This window comes from Streptomyces sp. CB02058, from assembly GCF_001905505.1.
Taxonomy (GTDB): Bacteria; Actinomycetota; Actinomycetes; order Streptomycetales; family Streptomycetaceae; genus Streptomyces.
This window is the reverse complement of record NZ_LIPG01000002.1, coordinates 656,539-673,062: the sequence shown is the minus strand read 5'-3', so window position 1 is coordinate 673,062 and position 16,524 is coordinate 656,539. Positions and strand designations below refer to the sequence as shown.

General features: G+C 71.2%; 11 protein-coding genes and 3 tRNA genes. 6 read left to right on the top strand and 8 right to left on the bottom strand.

Translation table 11 applies throughout. The features are described from left to right. Nucleotides 1–132 precede the first annotated feature (132 nt). Both AMK10_RS10125 and AMK10_RS10120 read left to right on the top strand, forming a co-directional pair. Entirely contained in the window at nt 133–1,668 is a 1,536-nt protein-coding gene (locus tag AMK10_RS10125; protein ID WP_073747125.1) for a PQQ-dependent sugar dehydrogenase, read from the top strand. A 533-nt stretch (nt 1,669–2,201) separates the two neighbouring features. Further along, nucleotides 2,202–2,750 (top strand): putative immunity protein, encoded by a 549-nt coding sequence (locus tag AMK10_RS10120; RefSeq protein WP_073748016.1) that lies wholly within the window; start codon nt 2,202–2,204, stop codon nt 2,748–2,750. A 134-nt stretch (nt 2,751–2,884) separates the two neighbouring features. On the opposite strand, the gene AMK10_RS10115 is transcribed toward AMK10_RS10120, so the two are convergent. From AMK10_RS10115 to AMK10_RS10105, 3 genes are all read right to left on the bottom strand, one after another. Continuing rightward, nucleotides 2,885–2,961, bottom strand: a tRNA-Ile gene (locus AMK10_RS10115). A gap of 212 nt (nt 2,962–3,173) precedes the next feature. Next, nucleotides 3,174–3,246, bottom strand: a tRNA-Asn gene (locus AMK10_RS10110). Between the two features lie 5 nt (nt 3,247–3,251). Then, nucleotides 3,252–3,324, bottom strand: a tRNA-Asn gene (locus AMK10_RS10105). 181 nt (nt 3,325–3,505) lie between these two features. Here AMK10_RS10105 and AMK10_RS10100 point away from each other — a divergent pair. From AMK10_RS10100 to AMK10_RS10085, 4 genes are all read left to right on the top strand, one after another. Further along, nucleotides 3,506–3,811: a hypothetical protein gene (locus AMK10_RS10100; RefSeq protein ID WP_073747123.1), complete on the top strand. Its 306-nt coding sequence runs from the start codon at nt 3,506–3,508 to the stop codon at nt 3,809–3,811. A gap of 92 nt (nt 3,812–3,903) precedes the next feature. Further along, entirely contained in the window at nt 3,904–5,349 is a 1,446-nt protein-coding gene (locus AMK10_RS10095) for an FGGY family carbohydrate kinase (RefSeq protein ID WP_073747121.1), read from the top strand. Between the two features lie 274 nt (nt 5,350–5,623). Further along, the gene (locus AMK10_RS10090) at nt 5,624–7,357 is read left to right on the top strand and encodes an ABC transporter ATP-binding protein (RefSeq protein WP_073747118.1); all 1,734 of its coding nucleotides are present in this window, start codon (nt 5,624–5,626) and stop codon (nt 7,355–7,357) included. Beyond that, nucleotides 7,357–9,282, top strand: coding sequence for an ABC transporter ATP-binding protein (locus AMK10_RS10085; protein ID WP_073747116.1), 1,926 nt, complete (start codon nt 7,357–7,359; stop codon nt 9,280–9,282). Before AMK10_RS10090 ends, AMK10_RS10085 begins: the two co-directional genes overlap by 1 nt. Before the next feature lie 37 nt (nt 9,283–9,319). On the opposite strand, the gene AMK10_RS10080 is transcribed toward AMK10_RS10085, so the two are convergent. The 5 genes from AMK10_RS10080 to AMK10_RS10060 form a co-directional block, all read right to left on the bottom strand. Beyond that, nucleotides 9,320–10,396 (bottom strand): RNA polymerase sigma factor, encoded by a 1,077-nt coding sequence (locus AMK10_RS10080; protein WP_073747114.1) that lies wholly within the window; start codon nt 10,394–10,396, stop codon nt 9,320–9,322. A gap of 242 nt (nt 10,397–10,638) precedes the next feature. After that, complete coding sequence (dnaG, locus tag AMK10_RS10075) at nt 10,639–12,546, bottom strand: DNA primase (protein ID WP_073747112.1); 1,908 nt, start codon at nt 12,544–12,546, stop codon at nt 10,639–10,641. 293 nt (nt 12,547–12,839) lie between these two features. Next, on the bottom strand, nt 12,840–14,099 hold the full coding sequence (locus AMK10_RS10070; protein ID WP_073747110.1) for an NAD(P)/FAD-dependent oxidoreductase: 1,260 nt from the start codon (nt 14,097–14,099) through the stop codon (nt 12,840–12,842). Nucleotides 14,100–14,217: 118 nt separating this feature from the next. Beyond that, a complete protein-coding gene (locus AMK10_RS10065) occupies nt 14,218–15,528 on the bottom strand; it encodes a deoxyguanosinetriphosphate triphosphohydrolase (protein ID WP_073747108.1) in 1,311 nt (436 codons plus the stop codon). A gap of 36 nt (nt 15,529–15,564) precedes the next feature. After that, nucleotides 15,565–16,473: a sirohydrochlorin chelatase gene (locus AMK10_RS10060; protein ID WP_073747106.1), complete on the bottom strand. Its 909-nt coding sequence runs from the start codon at nt 16,471–16,473 to the stop codon at nt 15,565–15,567. Nucleotides 16,474–16,524 lie beyond the last annotated feature (51 nt).

Sequence of the window (16,524 nt, the reverse complement as noted above, 5' to 3'; positions counted from 1 at the left end):
TTGCCGCCTCGTGCCGCGACGCGCAGCCTGGTGCGGGAGCGCTCCCACGTGGCTGATGCGGCGTGGCCCCGCTCGTTCTCCATGGAACCGCGAACCGCCACGTGCAAGCGTCCCCCCATTCCTGGAGCCACCATGTCACGACGCCGCTGGACCGGGTCCCTTCTGCTGGCCCTCCTGCTGACCGCCCCCCTGTCGTTACCCGCCGCCGCCGCGCCCGAGCCCGGCGCGACGGTTCCCACGGCCACGGCGGACACCTCGTCCGTACCGCTGCCTTCGCTCAGCGCCACCACCACCCAGGTCGCCTCCGGACTGAAACGGCCCGTGGCGCTCGCCGCGTCCGGCGACGGCACGGACCGGCTGTTCATCGTGGAGAAGTCCGGCAGGGTCCGGGTCTACCACCCGGACACCGGCCTGGCCGCCGCGCCGCTCGTCGACATCAGATCCGCCGTGGACGAATCGGGCAACGAGCGCGGCCTGCTCGGCATCGCCGTACCGCCCGGCTTCGCCGAGAGCCAGGATCTGTACCTCGCGTACACCGCACTGCCCGACGGCGCGGTCACTCTCGCCCGCTACCACCTCGACGAATCGCGCCTGGAGGTCCTGCTCTCCCAGGAGCACGCCCAGTACAGCAACCACAACGGCGGCCAGCTCGCGTTCGGCCCGGACGGCAACCTGTACTGGAGCATCGGCGACGGCGGCGGCTCCGCCGACCCCTTCCGCTCCGCGCAGCGGCTGGACACCCTGCTCGGCAAGATCCTGCGCGTCGACGTGAGCCGGAGCTGCGGCACGCTCGCGTACTGCGTCCCCGGCGACAACCCCTTCGTGGGCACGTCCGGCGCCCGCGAGGAGATCTGGCTGTACGGGCTGCGCAACCCGTGGCGGTTCTCCTTCGACAGCGCCGACGGCTCGATGTGGATCGGCGACGTCGGCCAGGGCCGGTGGGAGGAGGTCGACCATCTCGCCCCCGGCCGGGGAGGGCTGAACCTCGGCTGGTCCTGCTACGAGGGCCTGGAGAAGTTCGACGGCGGCGACTGCTTGCCCGGAGAGACGTACACCGAGCCGGTCTTCACGTACTCCCCGTACACCGGCGGCTGTTCGGTGATCGGCGGTCATGTCTACCGGGGTCAGAAGTACGCCGGACTGCTGGCCGGCACGTACATCGCCACCGACTACTGCTCGTCCACGGTCTGGGCGCTGCGCCCCGACGGCGACGGCGGATACGAACAGGCCGAGATCGGGCAGATGCCGACCCAGGTGACGTCGATCGGGGTGGCCGACGACGGCGACTTCTACGTGATCAACGATCTGCCCGGCGGCCTGCACCGGGTCTCGTTCGCCCAGCAGGAACCCACCTGCCGCGTGGACCGCACCGTGAACGCCTGGGGTACGGGCGCGACGGTCGACCTCACCGTCACCAACACGGGCAGCACCCCGGTGAACGGCTGGAGGCTCCAGTTCCCGCTGGCGCTCGGCCAGACCGTCGTCTCCGACTGGAACACCGACCTGACCCAGGGCAGCAACACGGTCACGGCGGCGAACGCCTCGCACAACGCCACGATCGCTCCGGGCGCGAGCATCACCCTCGGCTACCTCGTCGGACACACCGGTGACGCGTCGTCACCCACCCGCTTCATGCTCAACGGGGACGCCTGCGCAGTCGGCGACTGACGCTCCCCGGGCCGCCGCCGCCCCGCTTCCTTCCGAGGAGGGGCGGCGGCGCGGCCGGGCCGTGGCTGCCCCCGTCCGCACATGAAGTGGCACAACGGGCAGCGCGGACCGCTCCCCGGAGGCGTGAGGCCTTGCCACCCTTCAGGGCGTACGGAAGGCCGTGCAGCCGCAGTTCACCTGGTCCCAGGTCATCTCGCCATGGACGAACCTCTGCCTGGTCCCGGCGACCTGGTATCTGCACATCCCCTGTAGTGATGGCTCATCCCATGGCCGCAGCCGGCGCACCTGGGCTCGGGCGGTGGCGACGGGTACCTCCGGGCGTGCCGGAGACCGTTGCGGACGATGACCACGGCCCAGCAGAGCCGTCGCCAGGAGAGCGATCCCGGCCGGACCGACCATGGTGTACGCGCTCATCTGCTTCCCCCTGGGGGCAGTTCGACGTGCGGGTGGAGCCGAACGACAGGACGCCGCCCGGCATCGCGGGGTTCCAGGAGCCCGCGTTGCTGTCCTGCGCGATGGCCGAGTATGGAGTCATGGCAGGGGAAGCGAGCGGGATCGCTCTGAGCAAGCAGGATCTCCGTGAGGTCGCCGCGTTCGCCGCGGCCTGCGCGGAGGTGGTCCTCGACGTGTTCGAGAGCGATCAGCCGGACGACTCACGGCCTCGGGACGCCATCGGCGCCGCGTGGGAGTTCGCGCGGGGCGGCGAGCGGGGAAAGGCTCTGCGCGACACGGCGTGGGCCGCGCTCAAGGCGGCCAAGAGCGCGGACGGCGAGGCCGCGCGCGAGGCGGCTCGGGCAGCGATGGCCGCGGCGGGCTCCGCCTACCTGCATCCGCTGGCCAAGGCCACCCAGGTCAAGCACATCCTCGGAGCCGGCGCTCACGCGGCCCGAGCGGCCGAACTCGTCGCCGACGACGACCGGAGCGTCGGTGCCGAACACATCGAGCGGATGCTGCGCCGTGCGACACCGGCCGTCGTCGACGTGCTCGCACGCTTCCCGGCGGCGCCGGGCGGCGGCGGCCGGGTCGGTGAGCTGATCCGCGCGCTGGACAGCGGCCTTCGTCCACCGACCCGCGCCGGGTGACGTGAACGCTCGGCCGGTGTGCCCCGACTGTGCGAGGACCCGCGTCCACCGCACCTCGGTGCGGCGTCCGTCGCGCGCGAGCGCCGCCCGGACAACGCAAATCCCCAGGTCAGAACGATTCTGCCTGGGGACGCTGGTGGGGCGGGTGGGACTCGAACCCACGGCCGACGGATTATGAGTCCGCTGCTCTAACCGGCTGAGCTACCGCCCCGTTACGGCGTGGCGCGTACATGTGTGCGCGCCGTCTGCCGCAGCATAGCCGGTCATACGATCTCCTGCTCCGGATGCCCGGCTTCCCGTTGACCATGAAGACCGCGCTGCGTGCTGCCCGGTTCCAGAGGCCACGGAATCACCCCGAAAGAGTCACGGACGGGTCGGTCCGGGCACACGAAAAAGGACCCCGAAGGGCCCTCTTCCGCATCGCTCCCCCGACTGGACTCGAACCAGTAACCCTCCGGTTAACAGCCGAATGCTCTGCCAATTGAGCTACAGGGGATCGCGCTCCCCCGACTGGACTCGAACCAGTAACCTGCCGGTTAACAGCCGGCTGCTCTGCCAATTGAGCTACAGGGGATTGCTGCGGTGCCTCGAATCGTACCTGCCTGGCGGATGCCGAGCGGCGCGCGTTCGCTGCGACACATACATTAGCGCAAGCAGGGGGGTGCTCCGCCAATCGGTATCCCCCGGGGTGATCTCGGGTGTCTGCGGGTAGGCGGGCAGCACACGTCGCACGGAGCGAAGGAAGGGTGGCAGCCATGCGGTACCGGCTCACGTTCATCGCCGGAGTGGCCCTCGGTTACGTGCTCGGCACGCGAGCCGGGCGCGAGCGTTACGAGCAGCTGAAGAAGGCCGCGCAGCAGCTGGCCGAGAATCCCGCCGTGCGGAACGCGGCGGAGTCCGCCGCGCACGGCAGCCGGGACTTCGCCGGCAAGGCGTACCACTCGGTGAGCGAGAAGGTCGGGGACAAGGTTCCCGTCTCCGTCACCGACCGGGTGCGCTCGCTGCGTGAGCGCAGCGGCCACAACGGCAGCAGTGACGACTGGGGTACGACCAACACCTGAGGCAGGCCCCAGGGGCCCGCGTCCGAGGCCCGTTCCCGTACCGGGTACCGCCCGGTAGGGGAACGGGTCTCCGGTGCGGCAGAATCGTGTCCATGGGCATAGTCGCCGGCTTGGACAGTTCATCCGCCTTCACGCACATCGTCGTCTGCGACACGGACACCGGTGCGGTGCTGCGGCAGGGGTATGCCGCGCATCCCATCGAGGCCAAGGCCTCCGAGGTGGATCCGCAGGCGTGGCTGCTCTCACTCGGTGAGGCGGCCTCCGGAGGGCTGCTCGAAGGCGTGCAGGCGATCGGTGTGTCGGCGCAGCAGCACGGTCTGGTGCCGCTGGACCACCAGGGCAATCTCGTACGTCCCGCGCTGCTCGGCAACGACCGGCGGGCGCAGGCGCCCGCCGCCGATCTGGTCGACGGGCTCGGCGGTCGGCAGGCGTGGGCGGAGGCCGTCGGGGCCGTGCCGCAGGCCGCTCAGCCGGTGGCGAAGCTGCGCTGGCTGGCGCGGAGCGAGCCGGAGAACGCGCAGCGGGTCGCCGCCGTCCTCCAGCCGCACGACTGGCTGGTGTGGCAGCTGCTCGGCCGGCCCGCCCGGCGCACGACGGACCGCGGTGCCGCGTCCGGCACCGGTTACTGGTCGGCGGGTTCCGGGTCCTACCGGCCCGATCTCGTGGAGCTCGCGCTCGGCCACCAGGCCGCGCTGCCCGAGGTGCTCGGCCCCGCCGACGCCGCCGGGACGACACCGGAGGGTCTGCTGATCTCGGCCGGCACCGGCGAGACGATGGCCGCCGCCTTCGGGCTGGGTGTCGCCGTCGGGGACGCCGTCGTGTCACTGGGGGCCTCGGGCTCGGTCATGGCCGTGCACCACGAGGCGCTGGCCGATCCCACGGGGATGATCACCTCGTTCGCCGACGCGACCGGGATGCATCTGCCGGTGGTCCACACGTCCAACGCGGTGCGAGCGCTGCGCGGTACGGCGGAGATGCTGGGCCTGGAGGGCCTGGACGAGCTGTCAGCGCTGGCGCTGAAGTCGACGCCGGGCTCCTCCGGCCTCGTCCTGCTGCCGTATCTGGAAGGGGAGCGCACCCCGCGTCTGCCGCACACCGCGGGCACGCTGAGCGGGCTGCGGCGCGAGTCGATGAAGCCCGAGCATCTGGCGCGGGCCTCCTTCGAGGGGATGCTCTGCTCGCTGGCCGACGCGCTGGACGTGCTGCGCGGCCGGGGCGTGGAGGTGCGGCGGGTGTTCCTGCTGGGCGCGGCGGCCGAGCTGCCCGCCGTGCAGGCGCTGGCGCCCTCGTTGTTCGGCACCCAGGTCGTCGTGCCCCAGCCCGCGCAGTACGCGGCGCTGGGTGCGGCCCGGCAGGCGGCGTGGGCGCTCGGGGTCTCGCAGGGCAGCCTCGACCCCCGTACTCCCCCGGCCTGGCGGGGCGCGGCGGCGCAGGTGCTGGAGCCCGGTGAGGAGCTCGCGGTGGGCCGTGCGGTCCGGCAGCAGTACGGGGCGACGCGGGATCAGATCCACCCGGGAGCCTTCGGCGCGGAGAGCTGAGGATCGCGGGAAGCTGAGGGTCGCGGGAAGCTGAGGGTCGAAGGAAGCCGAGGACTGCGGAGAGCCGAGGGGCCGCGGAGAGCTGAGGGCGCCGGACAGCTCCGGGCCGCGCCGAGGGCTGAGGGCGCGCAGCGGGCCGGGGCGCACGGCGAACAGCGGCCGAGGGGCGGCCCGGGAGTTTTGACCCCGGCTTGAGTAAAAGCGGTCGCCACCGTGGTGCGGCGTACCGCAGGATGGATCGGCTTCTGCCCTTCGCCGACTCCGAGAGACGCGTGTGCTCATAAAACTTCTGCGGACCTATCTGGGTCCGTACAGACAGTCCATCGTCCTGCTGGTGTTCCTCCAGCTTCTGCAGACCTGCGCCAGCCTGTATCTGCCCAGCCTCAACGCCGACATCATCGACAACGGTGTCGTGACGGGTGACACGGGCTACATCCTGCAGTTCGGCGCCCTGATGATCGCCGTCAGCGTCATCCAGATCGTCTGCAACATCGGAGCCGTCTACTACGGTGCCCGGACCGCGTCCGCGCTCGGCCGTGACGTACGGGCGTCGGTCTTCGGGCGGGTGCAGTCCTTCTCCGCGCGCGAGGTCGGGCGGTTCGGGGCTCCCTCTCTGATCACCCGTACGACCAACGACGTCCAGCAGGTCCAGATGCTGGTCCTGATGGCGTTCACCCTGATGGTGTCGGCGCCCATCATGTGCGTCGGCGGCGTGATCATGGCGCTGGGCCAGGACGTCCCGCTCTCCGCGGTGCTGCTGGCCGTGCTGCCCGTCCTCGGTGTCACGGTCGGGCTCATCGTGAGGCGGATGCGCCCCCTGTTCCGCACGATGCAGGAGCGGCTCGACACGGTGAACCGGGTGCTGCGCGAGCAGATCACCGGCAACCGCGTCATCCGTGCCTTCATCCGTGACGACTACGAGGAGCGGCGCTTCCGCAGCGCCAACACCGAGCTCACGGACATCGCGCTGTCGACGGGCCGGCTGATGGCGCTCATGTTCCCGACCGTGATGACGGTGGTGAGCGTGTCGTCCGTCGCCGTCGTCTGGTTCGGCGCGCACCGCATCGACAGCGGCGGGATGGAGATCGGCGCGCTGACCGCGTTCCTCGCGTATCTGATGCAGATCGTGATGTCGGTGATGATGGCCACCTTCATGTTCATCATGATCCCGCGCGCGGAGGTCTGTGCCGAGCGCATCCAGGAGGTCCTGGAGACCGATTCGAGCGTGGTGCCCCCCACCGCGCCGGTCACGAAGCTGCCGGCCCACGGCCATCTGGAGATACGGGGCGCGGAGTTCCGCTACCCGGGCGCCGAGGAGCCGGTGCTGCGCTCGGTCGACCTCGTGGCGCGGCCCGGGGAGACCACCGCGATCATCGGATCGACGGGCAGCGGGAAGTCGACGCTGCTCGGGCTGGTGCCCCGGCTGTTCGACGCGACGGACGGCGAGGTGCTCGTCGACGGTACGGACGTGCGGACGCTGGACCCGGTGCTGCTGGCGAGGACGGTGAGCCTCGTACCGCAGAAGCCGTACCTGTTCTCCGGGACGGTCGCGACGAATCTGCGGTACGGCAATCCGGACGCGACCGACGAGGAGCTGTGGCACGCGCTGGAGGTGGCGCAGGCCAAGGACTTCGTGGAGGGACTGGAGCACGGTCTCGACGCGCCGATCGCGCAGGGCGGCACCAATGTCTCCGGCGGTCAGCGGCAGCGCCTCGCGATCGCGCGGACGCTGGTGCGGAAGCCGGAGATCTATCTGTTCGACGACTCGTTCTCGGCGCTGGACTACGCGACGGACGCCGCGCTGCGCGCCGCCCTGTCCCACGAGACGGCCGGGGCGACCGTGGTGATCGTGGCGCAGCGGGTCTCCACGATCCGTGACGCCGACCGGATCCTGGTGCTGGACGAGGGCCGGCTGGTCGGGACGGGCAGCCATCGCGAGCTGATGGACGGCAATGAAACCTATCGGGAGATCGTGCTCTCCCAGCTGACGGAAGCGGAGGCCGCCTGATGGCAGGGCCGGGCGGACGGATGATGGCCGGAGGGCCCACCGAGCGGTCCATGGACTTCAAGGGGTCCGGGAAGCGGCTGCTGAGGCGGTTCAGCCAGGAGAAGTCCTCGCTGTATCTGATGCTGGGCGCCGGAACGCTGAGCGTGGCGCTCTCCGTGGTGGGGCCGAAGATCCTCGGCATGGCGACGGACCTGGTCTTCGCCGGTGTCGTGGGCCGGCGGATGCCGGAGGGCGCGACGAAGGACCAGACCATCGACGGCCTGCGGGAGCAGGGCGACGACGGGCTCGCCGACATGCTGTCCGGGGTGGACTTCACCCCCGGCAGCGGCATCGACTTCGACGCGGTGGGCCAAGTCCTGCTCGTGGCGCTGGCGGTGTACGTCGGCGCGGGTCTGCTGATGCTGGTGTCGACGCGGCTGTCGATCCGGGTGATCAACCGGGTCGTCTTCCAGCTGCGCGAGGACCTCCAGACGAAGCTGTCGCGGCTGCCGCTGTCGTACTTCGACCGGCAGCAGCGGGGCGAGGTGCTGAGCCGGGCGACGAACGACATCGACAACATCTCGCAGACGATGCAGCAGACGATGGGCCAGCTCATCAACTCCCTGCTGACCATCGTCGGCGTACTGATCATGATGTTCTGGGTCTCGCCGCTGCTGGCCCTGGTGGCGCTGGTCACGGTGCCGCTGTCGGTCGTCGTCGCGGCGCGGGTCGGCAAGCGCTCGCAGCCGCACTTCGTGGCGCAGTGGAAGGTGACGGGCAAGCTCAACGCCCACATCGAGGAGATGTACACCGGTCACGCCCTCGTGAAGGTCTTCGGCCGGCAGGAGGAGTCCGCGAAGGACTTCGCCGAGCAGAACGACGCTCTCTACGAGGCGGGCTTCAGGGCGCAGTTCAACAGCGGGATCATGCAGCCGCTGATGATGTTCGTCTCCAATCTGAACTATGTGCTGGTCGCCGTCGTCGGCGGGCTGCGGGTGGCGTCCGGTTCGCTGTCGATCGGTGATGTGCAGGCGTTCATCCAGTACTCGCGGCAGTTCTCGATGCCTCTGACGCAGGTCGCCTCGATGGCGAACCTCGTGCAGTCGGGCATCGCGTCCGCCGAGCGGGTCTTCACCCTGCTGGACGCGGAGGAGCAGGGGCCCGACCCCGATCCGGCCGAGCGTCCGAAGGAGCTGCGCGGCAGTGTCGCGCTGGAGCACGTGTCGTTCCGGTACGACCCGGAGAAGCCGCTCATCGAGGACTTCTCGCTGAGCGTCGAGCCCGGCCACACCGTCGCGATCGTCGGCCCGACCGGTGCCGGCAAGACGACCCTGGTGAATCTGCTGATGCGGTTCTACGAGGTGACGGGCGGCCGGATCCTCCTCGACGGCGTGGACGCGGCGAAGATGTCGCGGGACGAACTCCGCTCGGGCATAGGCATGGTGCTCCAGGACACCTGGCTGTTCGGGGGCACGATCGCGGAGAACATCGCCTACGGCGCCTCGCGCGAGGTGACCCGGGAGGAGATCGAGGAGGCGGCGCGGGCGGCCCACGCCGACCGCTTCGTGCGTACGCTGCCCGACGGTTACGACACGGTGATCGACGACGAGGGCTCCGGGGTCAGCGCGGGTGAGAAGCAGCTGATCACCATCGCCCGGGCGTTCCTGTCCGACCCGGTGATCCTGGTCCTCGACGAGGCCACCAGCTCGGTGGACACCCGGACCGAGGTGCTGATCCAGAAGGCGATGGCACGGCTCGCCCACGGGCGTACGAGCTTCGTGATCGCGCACCGGCTCTCCACCATCCGGGACGCGGACGTGATCCTGGTGATGGAGAACGGCTCGCTCGTCGAACAGGGCACGCACGACGAGTTGCTGGCGGCCGAGGGCGCCTATGCCCGGCTGTACGCGGCGCAGTTCGCGCAGGCGCTGTCGGAGGTCGACTGACCGGCCGCCGGTTCGGCTGACCGGCCGGCCGGCCGGTTCAGTCGAGGTAGCCGCGCAGCTGGTCCGCGAAGGCGTGGTCCCGCAGCTTGTTGAGGGTCTTGGACTCGATCTGGCGGATGCGTTCGCGCGTCACGCCGAAGATCCTTCCGATCTCCTCCAGGGTGCGGGGCCGCCCGTCGTCCAGTCCGTAGCGCAGCTGCACGACCTTTCTCTCCCGCTCCCCGAGCGTGGAGAGGACGGTCTCCAGGTGTTCGCGCAGCAGCAGGAAGGCCGCGGACTCCACGGGTGAGGCGGCGTCGCCGTCCTCGATGAGGTCACCGAAGGCGACGTCGTCCTCCTCGCCGACGGGGGCGTGCAGGGAGACGGGTTCCTGGGCGAGCCGCAGGACCTCGCCGACGCGTTCGGGTGTGAGGTCGAGCTGTGCGCCGACCTCTTCGGGCGTCGGTTCGTAGCCGTGTTCCTGGAGCATCCGGCGCTGGACGCGGACGACCCGGTTGATCAGCTCGACGACGTGCACCGGGACTCTTATGGTCCTGGCCTGGTCGGCCAGTGCGCGGGACATCGCCTGGCGGATCCACCACGTCGCGTACGTCGAGAACTTGTAGCCCCGGGCGTAGTCGAACTTCTCGACCGCCCTGATCAGTCCGAGGTTCCCCTCCTGGACCAGGTCGAGCATGGTCAGTCCCCGGCCGACGTACCGCTTGGCCACGGAGACCACGAGGCGGAGGTTGGCCTCGATGAGCCGGCGCTTCGCCATCCGCCCCATGACCACGAGCCGGTCGAGGTCATGGGCGAGCCCCGAGTCGGGGTCGGGGGTGCGGGCGAGCCGTTCCTCCGCGAAGAGCCCGGCCTCGACGCGTCGGGCGAGCTCCACCTCCTCCGCCGCGCTGAGCAGCGGAATCCGTCCGATCTCGCGTAAGTACTGGCGGAAGAGGTCGGAGGACGGGCCGCCCGCCTCCGGCCGGCTCCGGGGCTCGGGGGGCTCCGGGGGCTCCACCGGTTCCTCCAGCACCGCTTCCGGTGTGCCCGCCGTCTCCGGGTGACGCGTGACCCGGTTCTGTGCGGGAATGGCCGGGACATGCTCGCTCGTGATCGTCACGGTCCGGGTCTGCACGGGGGCGACCTCCAGGTGATCGCTGCCGGATCGCGGGGGATGGAGGTCCGCCCCGGGCGGACCGGCCGCGCTCCGATGACTCAGGCACCGCCACCCAGTGTGGGGTACGACACATCGCTGCCACGAGGGGCGTGCGGTGACTTTTTGCGTCCGGAGCGTGACCGGTTGCTGATCAGGTCCTGACCCGGCCCCGGGGCGCGCCGGACCGGGGAGCCGGGGGCCGATGAGCCGGGGAGGCGGGATCAGAGCGCGTCGGCGCCGTGGCTCCGCAGCGACTGCGCGTACTGCTGGAGGACCCAGACCTCGTTCTGCGCGGCGGCCAGATGGTCGGGGGCGACGTTGCTGCCGAGGCGCGCGAGGCTGCTCTGGACGTCGTCGATCCTGCGGTCGACCGCGCGCAGGCGGACGTTGACCAGGTGCTGGCCGGCGTACGTCTCGTCGATGGACTTGCCGTGGAAGACCTCGACCGCCAGCTCGGTGACGAGCTTGCGCACCGTGTCGTCGGGGGTCGCGTCGAGCACCTGGACGAGATACTCGCGGGTCTCGGCGACGCCCAGCTCCGCGCCGCCCGCCTCGGCGATGCACTGGCGCACGGCCGCGTAGGGCGGGGCGGTGAACTCGTCGACCCCGTAGGCGTCGAAGGCGGGCGAGACCAGGGCGGGCTTCTGCAGGGCGAGCTTGAGCAGCTCGCGCTCGGTGCGGTGGGCGGGGCTGCGGAGGTTGAGCGCGGGGCCCGGCGGTGCCTTGGGGGCCTGGACCTGCTGGTGCTGCGCACCGCCGCGCGAGGAGGCCGGTGCGGGGCCCCGCTGGTCGCCGCGTCCCCGGGCCCACTGGGCGAGCTGGTTGACCCGGTGGACGACGAATTCCTGGTCGAGGATGCCGACGAAGCCGGCCAGCTGGACGGCCACCTCACGCTGCACGCTGCTCGTCTTGATCTTGGCGACCACGGGTGCGGCCTCGTCCAGGGCGGCAGCGCGCCCGGCCGGGGTCTCCAGGTCGTACCGGCCGACGATCTGGCGGAGCGCGAACTCGAAGAGCGGGGTGCGGGGTTCGACCAGGTCGCGGACGGCGTCGTCACCCTTGGCCAGCCGCAGGTCGCACGGGTCCATGCTGTCCGGGGCGATCGCGATGTACGTCTCGGCCGCGAACTTCTGGTCGTCCTCGAAGGCGCGCAGGGCGGCCTTCTGGCCGGCCGCGTCACCGTCGAAGGTGAAGATCACGCGGGCGCTGCCGTTGTCCATCAGGAGCCGACGGAGGATCTTGATGTGGTCGTTGCCGAACGCCGTGCCGCAGGTGGCGATGGCGGTGGTGACCCCGGCGAGGTGGCAGGCCATGACGTCGGTGTAGCCCTCGACGACGACGGCCCTGCTCGCCTTGGCGATGTCCTTCTTGGCCAGGTCGATGCCGTACAGCACCTGGGACTTCTTGTAGATCGAGGTCTCGGGGGTGTTGAGGTACTTCGGGCCGTTGTCGTCGTCCCGGAGCTTGCGGGCGCCGAAGCCGACGATCTCCCCCGAGGTGTCGCTGATCGGCCACATCAGCCGGCCGCGGAACCGGTCGATCGGGCCCCGGCGGCCGTCCTGGGAGAGGCCGGAGCTGATGAGCTCCTTGTCGCTGAAGCCCTTGCCGCGCAGGAAGCGGGTGAGGTGGTCCCAGCCCGCGGGGCTGTAGCCCACGCCGAAGTGGGCCGCCGCGTCCTGGTCGAAGCCGCGTTCGGCGAGGAACTTCCGGCCGATCTCGGCCTCCGGGCCGTTCAGCTGCTCGCGGTAGAAGTCGGCGGCGATCTTGTGCGCCTCGACCAGCCTGATCCGCTCGCCGCGCTGGTGGGAGGGGTTGTACCCGCCCTCCTCGTACCGCAGGGTGATGCCCGCCTTGGCGGCGAGGCGCTCGACCGTCTCGGAGAAGGTGAGGTGATCGATCTTCATCACGAAGGCGATCGTGTCGCCGCCCTCCTGGCAGCCGAAGCAGTGGAACAGGCCCTTGCCCGGGCTGACCTGGAAGGAGGGGGACTTCTCGTCGTGGAAGGGGCAGAGTCCCTTGAGGTTTCCGCCGCCCGCGTTGCGCAGCTGGAGGTACTCGGACACGACGGCGTCGATCGGGACCGCGTCCCGTACCGCCTTCACGTCGTCGTCATTGATCCTGCCTGCCACGAGTGAAGTCTAGGGCCTTTCGTTTGGAACAGGCCGGATCGGGGATCGGGGCCTGGTGCCGTGCATCGCAAGGCGGAGGATTGAGGCAACGCGGAGCGGTTGGGGCCTCCCCTGCTCGAGCGAAGCCGAGAGCTCGGGGAAGATTGACGACAACGCCGCGAGGTGCGGTGCCAGGGCACGCGAGCCCGGCCTGATCCAAACGAAAGGCCCTGCGGGTGGGGCCGGGGAACCGGGACCCGGCGGCGGCGCCCGCCGCCGGGTCCCGGCCGGTCGCGGTTGCCCGGCCCCACCGCTCAGAGCAGGGAGTCCAGGGGCACCGAGGGGTCGCCCAGGGCGTCCGGGTCGACCGGCCCGGCGGCCTTGATCAGCTTCTGGATGTCCTCGGTGACGTCCCACACATTCACGTTCATCCCGGCGAGGACCCGGTGGTCCTTGAGCCAGAAGGCGATGAACTCACGCTTTCCGGCATCGCCCCGGATGACGACCTGGTCGTACGAGCCGGGCGGCGCCCAGCCGGAGTACTCCAGGCCCAGGTCGTACTGGTCGGAGAAGAAGTACGGCACCCGGTCGTACGTCACGTCCTGGCCCAGCATGGCCTTCGCGGCGGCGGGGCCGCTGTTCAGGGCGTTCGCCCAGTGCTCCACCCGCAGCCGGCCGCCGAAGAGCGGGTGGTCCACGGAGGCGATGTCCCCGGCGGCGTAGATGTGCGGGTCGGAGGTGCGCAGGGAGGCGTCGACGGCGACGCCGCCGCCCTGGGAGCGGTCCGCCATGTCGAGCCCGGCGGCCTCCGCGAGCGAGGTGCGCGGTGCGGCGCCGATCGCGGCGAGCACGTCGTGGGCCGGGTGCTCCTCGCCGTCGTCGGTGCGGGCGGCGAGGACCAGGCCGTCCTGGCCGGTGATCTCGGTGAGGCGGGCGCCGAAGTGGAAGCGGACGCCGTGCTCGGCGTGCAGATCGGTGAAGATCTGGCCGAGCTCCGGGCCGATCACGTGGTGCAGCGGGGTCGCGGAGGGCTCGACGACGGTGACCTCCGCGCCGTATCCACGGGCCGCAGCGGCGACCTCCAGGCCGATCCAGCCGCCTCCGGCGATCACCAGGTGGCCGTTGTCGCGGCCGAGGGCGGCGAGGACGCCCCGCAGCCGGTCGGCGTGGGCGAGTCGGCGCAGGTGGTGCACGCCGACCAGGTCGGTACCCGGGATGTCGAGGCGGCGCGGCTCGGCTCCGGTGGCGAGCAGGAGCTTGTCGTAGTGGACGACGGTGTTGTCACCGAGCTGCACCGAGCGGCCGGCCCGGTCGATGGAGGTCACCACCTGGCCGAGGTGGAGCTCGATGTCGGCGCCGGCGTACCAGGCGGTCTTGTGGACGAAGACGGTCTCCCGCTCGTCCTTGCCCGCCAGGTATCCCTTGGACAGCGGTGGCCGCTCGTACGGATGGTCGCGCTCGTCGCCGATGAGGATCACCCGGCCGCTGAAGCCCTCCGCCCGGAGTGTCTCGGCTGCCTTCGCTCCGGCCAGTCCCCCGCCGATGATGACGAACGTCCGATGTGCGTCGACCACTTGGTGCCTCCTCGGTACTGTGCTGCGCGGCGCCGCCAGCTGCGAGCGTCCCGCACGCAGCGTGATGGCGAAAGAGGGTGTGCCTCGATCGGGACACGGCCGCTGGCATGTGGCCCGGTCATGGTCCAGTCTGCCGAACGCCCGTCAGAGTCCTGTGGAGGGACCGTGCGGAGGCGTCGGTGAGTGCGGCGATCTGGTCGACGAGGACCCGCTTGCGCGCCCTGTCGTCGGGGGCCGCGGCGTGCAGCGCGCGGAACTGGGGCTCCAGTCCCTCGGGGGCGCGGGCGGTCAGCGCGGCGGCGAGCTCGGCGATGACGATCCGCTGGTCCGCGCGGATGGCCTCCTGCTCGGCGCGCTGCATGACGTAACGGTCGGCGACGGCCTTGAGCACGGCGCATTCGTTGCGCACCTCGCGCGGGACGATGAGCTCGGCGCCGTACCTCCCGAGCCTCCCGGGGCCGTACGCGGCGTGGGTGGCGGACTCCGCCGCGAGGCAGAACCTGCCGATGAGCTGGCTCGTCGCGTCCTTCAGCCGGGCCTGGGCGACCGCCGAGCCGTCGTAGCCGCGCGGCCACCACTCCTGGGCGGTGAGCCGGTCCAGGGCGTCGGAGAGCTCCTGGGGACCGGTGTCCGCCGGGACGTACCGGCCGATGGCGACGGCCCAGATCTCCGCCCGCTCGGGCTCGGAGAAGAGGCAGCCGGCGTCGATGTGTCCGGCGTGCAGGCCGTCCTCGAAGTCGTGCACGGAGTAGGCGACGTCGTCGGACCAGTCCATGACCTGGGCCTCGAAGCAGGTGCCGTCCTGCGGCGCGCCCTTGCGGATCCACGCGAAGACCGGCAGGTCGTCCTCGTACACCCCGAATTTCGGGGAGGCCGGGTCCCTGGGGTGCGCGCCCCTGGGCCAGGGGTACTTGGTGGCGGCGTCCAGGGCGGCCCGGGTCAGGTTGAGGCCCACACTGACGAGCTCGCCGCTGCGCGGGTCGCGGACGAAGCGCTTGGGTTCGATGCGGGTCAGCAGGCGCAGCGACTGGGCGTTGCCCTCGAAACCGCCGCAGTCCGAGGCGAAGTCGTTGAGCGCCTGCTCGCCGTTGTGCCCGAAGGGCGGGTGGCCCATGTCGTGGGAGAGGCAGGCCGTCTCGACGAGGTCGGGGTCGCAGCCCAGGGCGGCTCCGAGCTCGCGGCCGACCTGGGCGCACTCCAGGGAGTGGGTGAGCCGGGTGCGGGGACTGGCGTCCCAGGCACGGCCCCGGGTGCCGGGCGTGACGACCTGGGTCTTGCCGGCGAGCCTGCGCAGGGCGGCGGAGTGCAGCACACGCGCCCGGTCGCGCTGGAAGGCGGTGCGGCCGGGGCGTTTGTCCGGCTCGGTGTCCCAGCGCTCGGTGTCAGCGGCGCCGTAGGGCGTGTCCCGGGGGTCGTACGTACCGTCCATGCCCTCGACAGTAAACGTCCGGGCCGACAGGAAGGGTCAGGCGGAGGCGAGGAGATGGGGGTGCGTCAGGGCGCCGTAGGAGGGCGCGGTGCGGGTCACGGCCTGGTCGTACCGGTGCAGCAGGAGGCGGGCCATCGCCGGGTGGGCGCCGAGCGGCGCGGCGGCGATGCCCGGTGCGGCGGCGGCCGAGACGGTGGCGAAGCGGCCGGGTGCCGTGAAGTACGAGGCGAGGGCGACCCGGTGGCGGCCCCTGGCGGCCAGGGCGCGCAGGGCGGCCGGGACGGTCGGCGTGGCGGCGGAGGCGTACGCCGGTACGACGGGTACGCCGCCGAGTCGGTCGCTGAGCATGGCGGCGGTGCGGCGGGCGTCGACGTCGGAGTCGGGGTCGCGTGATCCGGCGGCGGCGAGGACCACGGCGGCGCTGCGGCTCGTGCCGTCCTCGTCGCGCCAGCCGGCCTCGACGAGCCGCTCGTACAGCGCCTCGACGAGCAGGGGGTGCGGTCCGAGCGGCGCAGCGACCCGGGTCCGCAGTCCGCTCGCGGCCTCCGCGGCACGGGGCAGGTCGTGGCGTACGTGGTGGCCGCGGCCGAGCAGCAGCGGGACGAGGACGGCGTCGCCGCCGTGCCCGATGCCGTCCAGCGTGTCCGGCAGCAGGGGTTCGTTGAGCTCGATGTGCCCGAGCCGGACGTCGAGACCCGGCCGGAGCTCCCGCACCCGGTCCAGGAGCTCCAGGACGGTGCGCAGGGCCTGCGGGTCCCGGCTGCCGTGCGCGACGGCGACCAGGGTGGGGGCTGTGCTCCGGGTGAGGTGCATGGGCCTGCGGGTTCCGTTCAGGGAGACGAGGCTGAGCTGGCTTCCGAGCTGGGAGGTGATGCGGGTCAGGAGTTGCGCCGTGCTGTCGAGGGGCAGGGACTCACTGAGGTGTTCCGATGCCGTCTCCGTCATGAACCGATGGTGCAGGGCCGAGGTTGCCGGGCCGTTTCGCACCGGTGACGG

Coding starts and splice junctions, on each gene's coding strand:
- AMK10_RS10125 (WP_073747125.1), top strand. CDS start 133: ATGTCACGACGCCGCTGGACCGGGTCCCTTCTGCTGGCCCTCCTGCTG.
- AMK10_RS10120 (WP_073748016.1), top strand. CDS start 2,202: ATGGCAGGGGAAGCGAGCGGGATCGCTCTGAGCAAGCAGGATCTCCGT.
- AMK10_RS10100 (WP_073747123.1), top strand. CDS start 3,506: ATGCGGTACCGGCTCACGTTCATCGCCGGAGTGGCCCTCGGTTACGTG.
- AMK10_RS10095 (WP_073747121.1), top strand. CDS start 3,904: ATGGGCATAGTCGCCGGCTTGGACAGTTCATCCGCCTTCACGCACATC.
- AMK10_RS10085 (WP_073747116.1), top strand. CDS start 7,357: ATGGCAGGGCCGGGCGGACGGATGATGGCCGGAGGGCCCACCGAGCGG.
- AMK10_RS10065 (WP_073747108.1), bottom strand. CDS start 15,528: ATGGACGGTACGTACGACCCCCGGGACACGCCCTACGGCGCCGCTGAC.
- AMK10_RS10060 (WP_073747106.1), bottom strand. CDS start 16,473: ATGACGGAGACGGCATCGGAACACCTCAGTGAGTCCCTGCCCCTCGAC.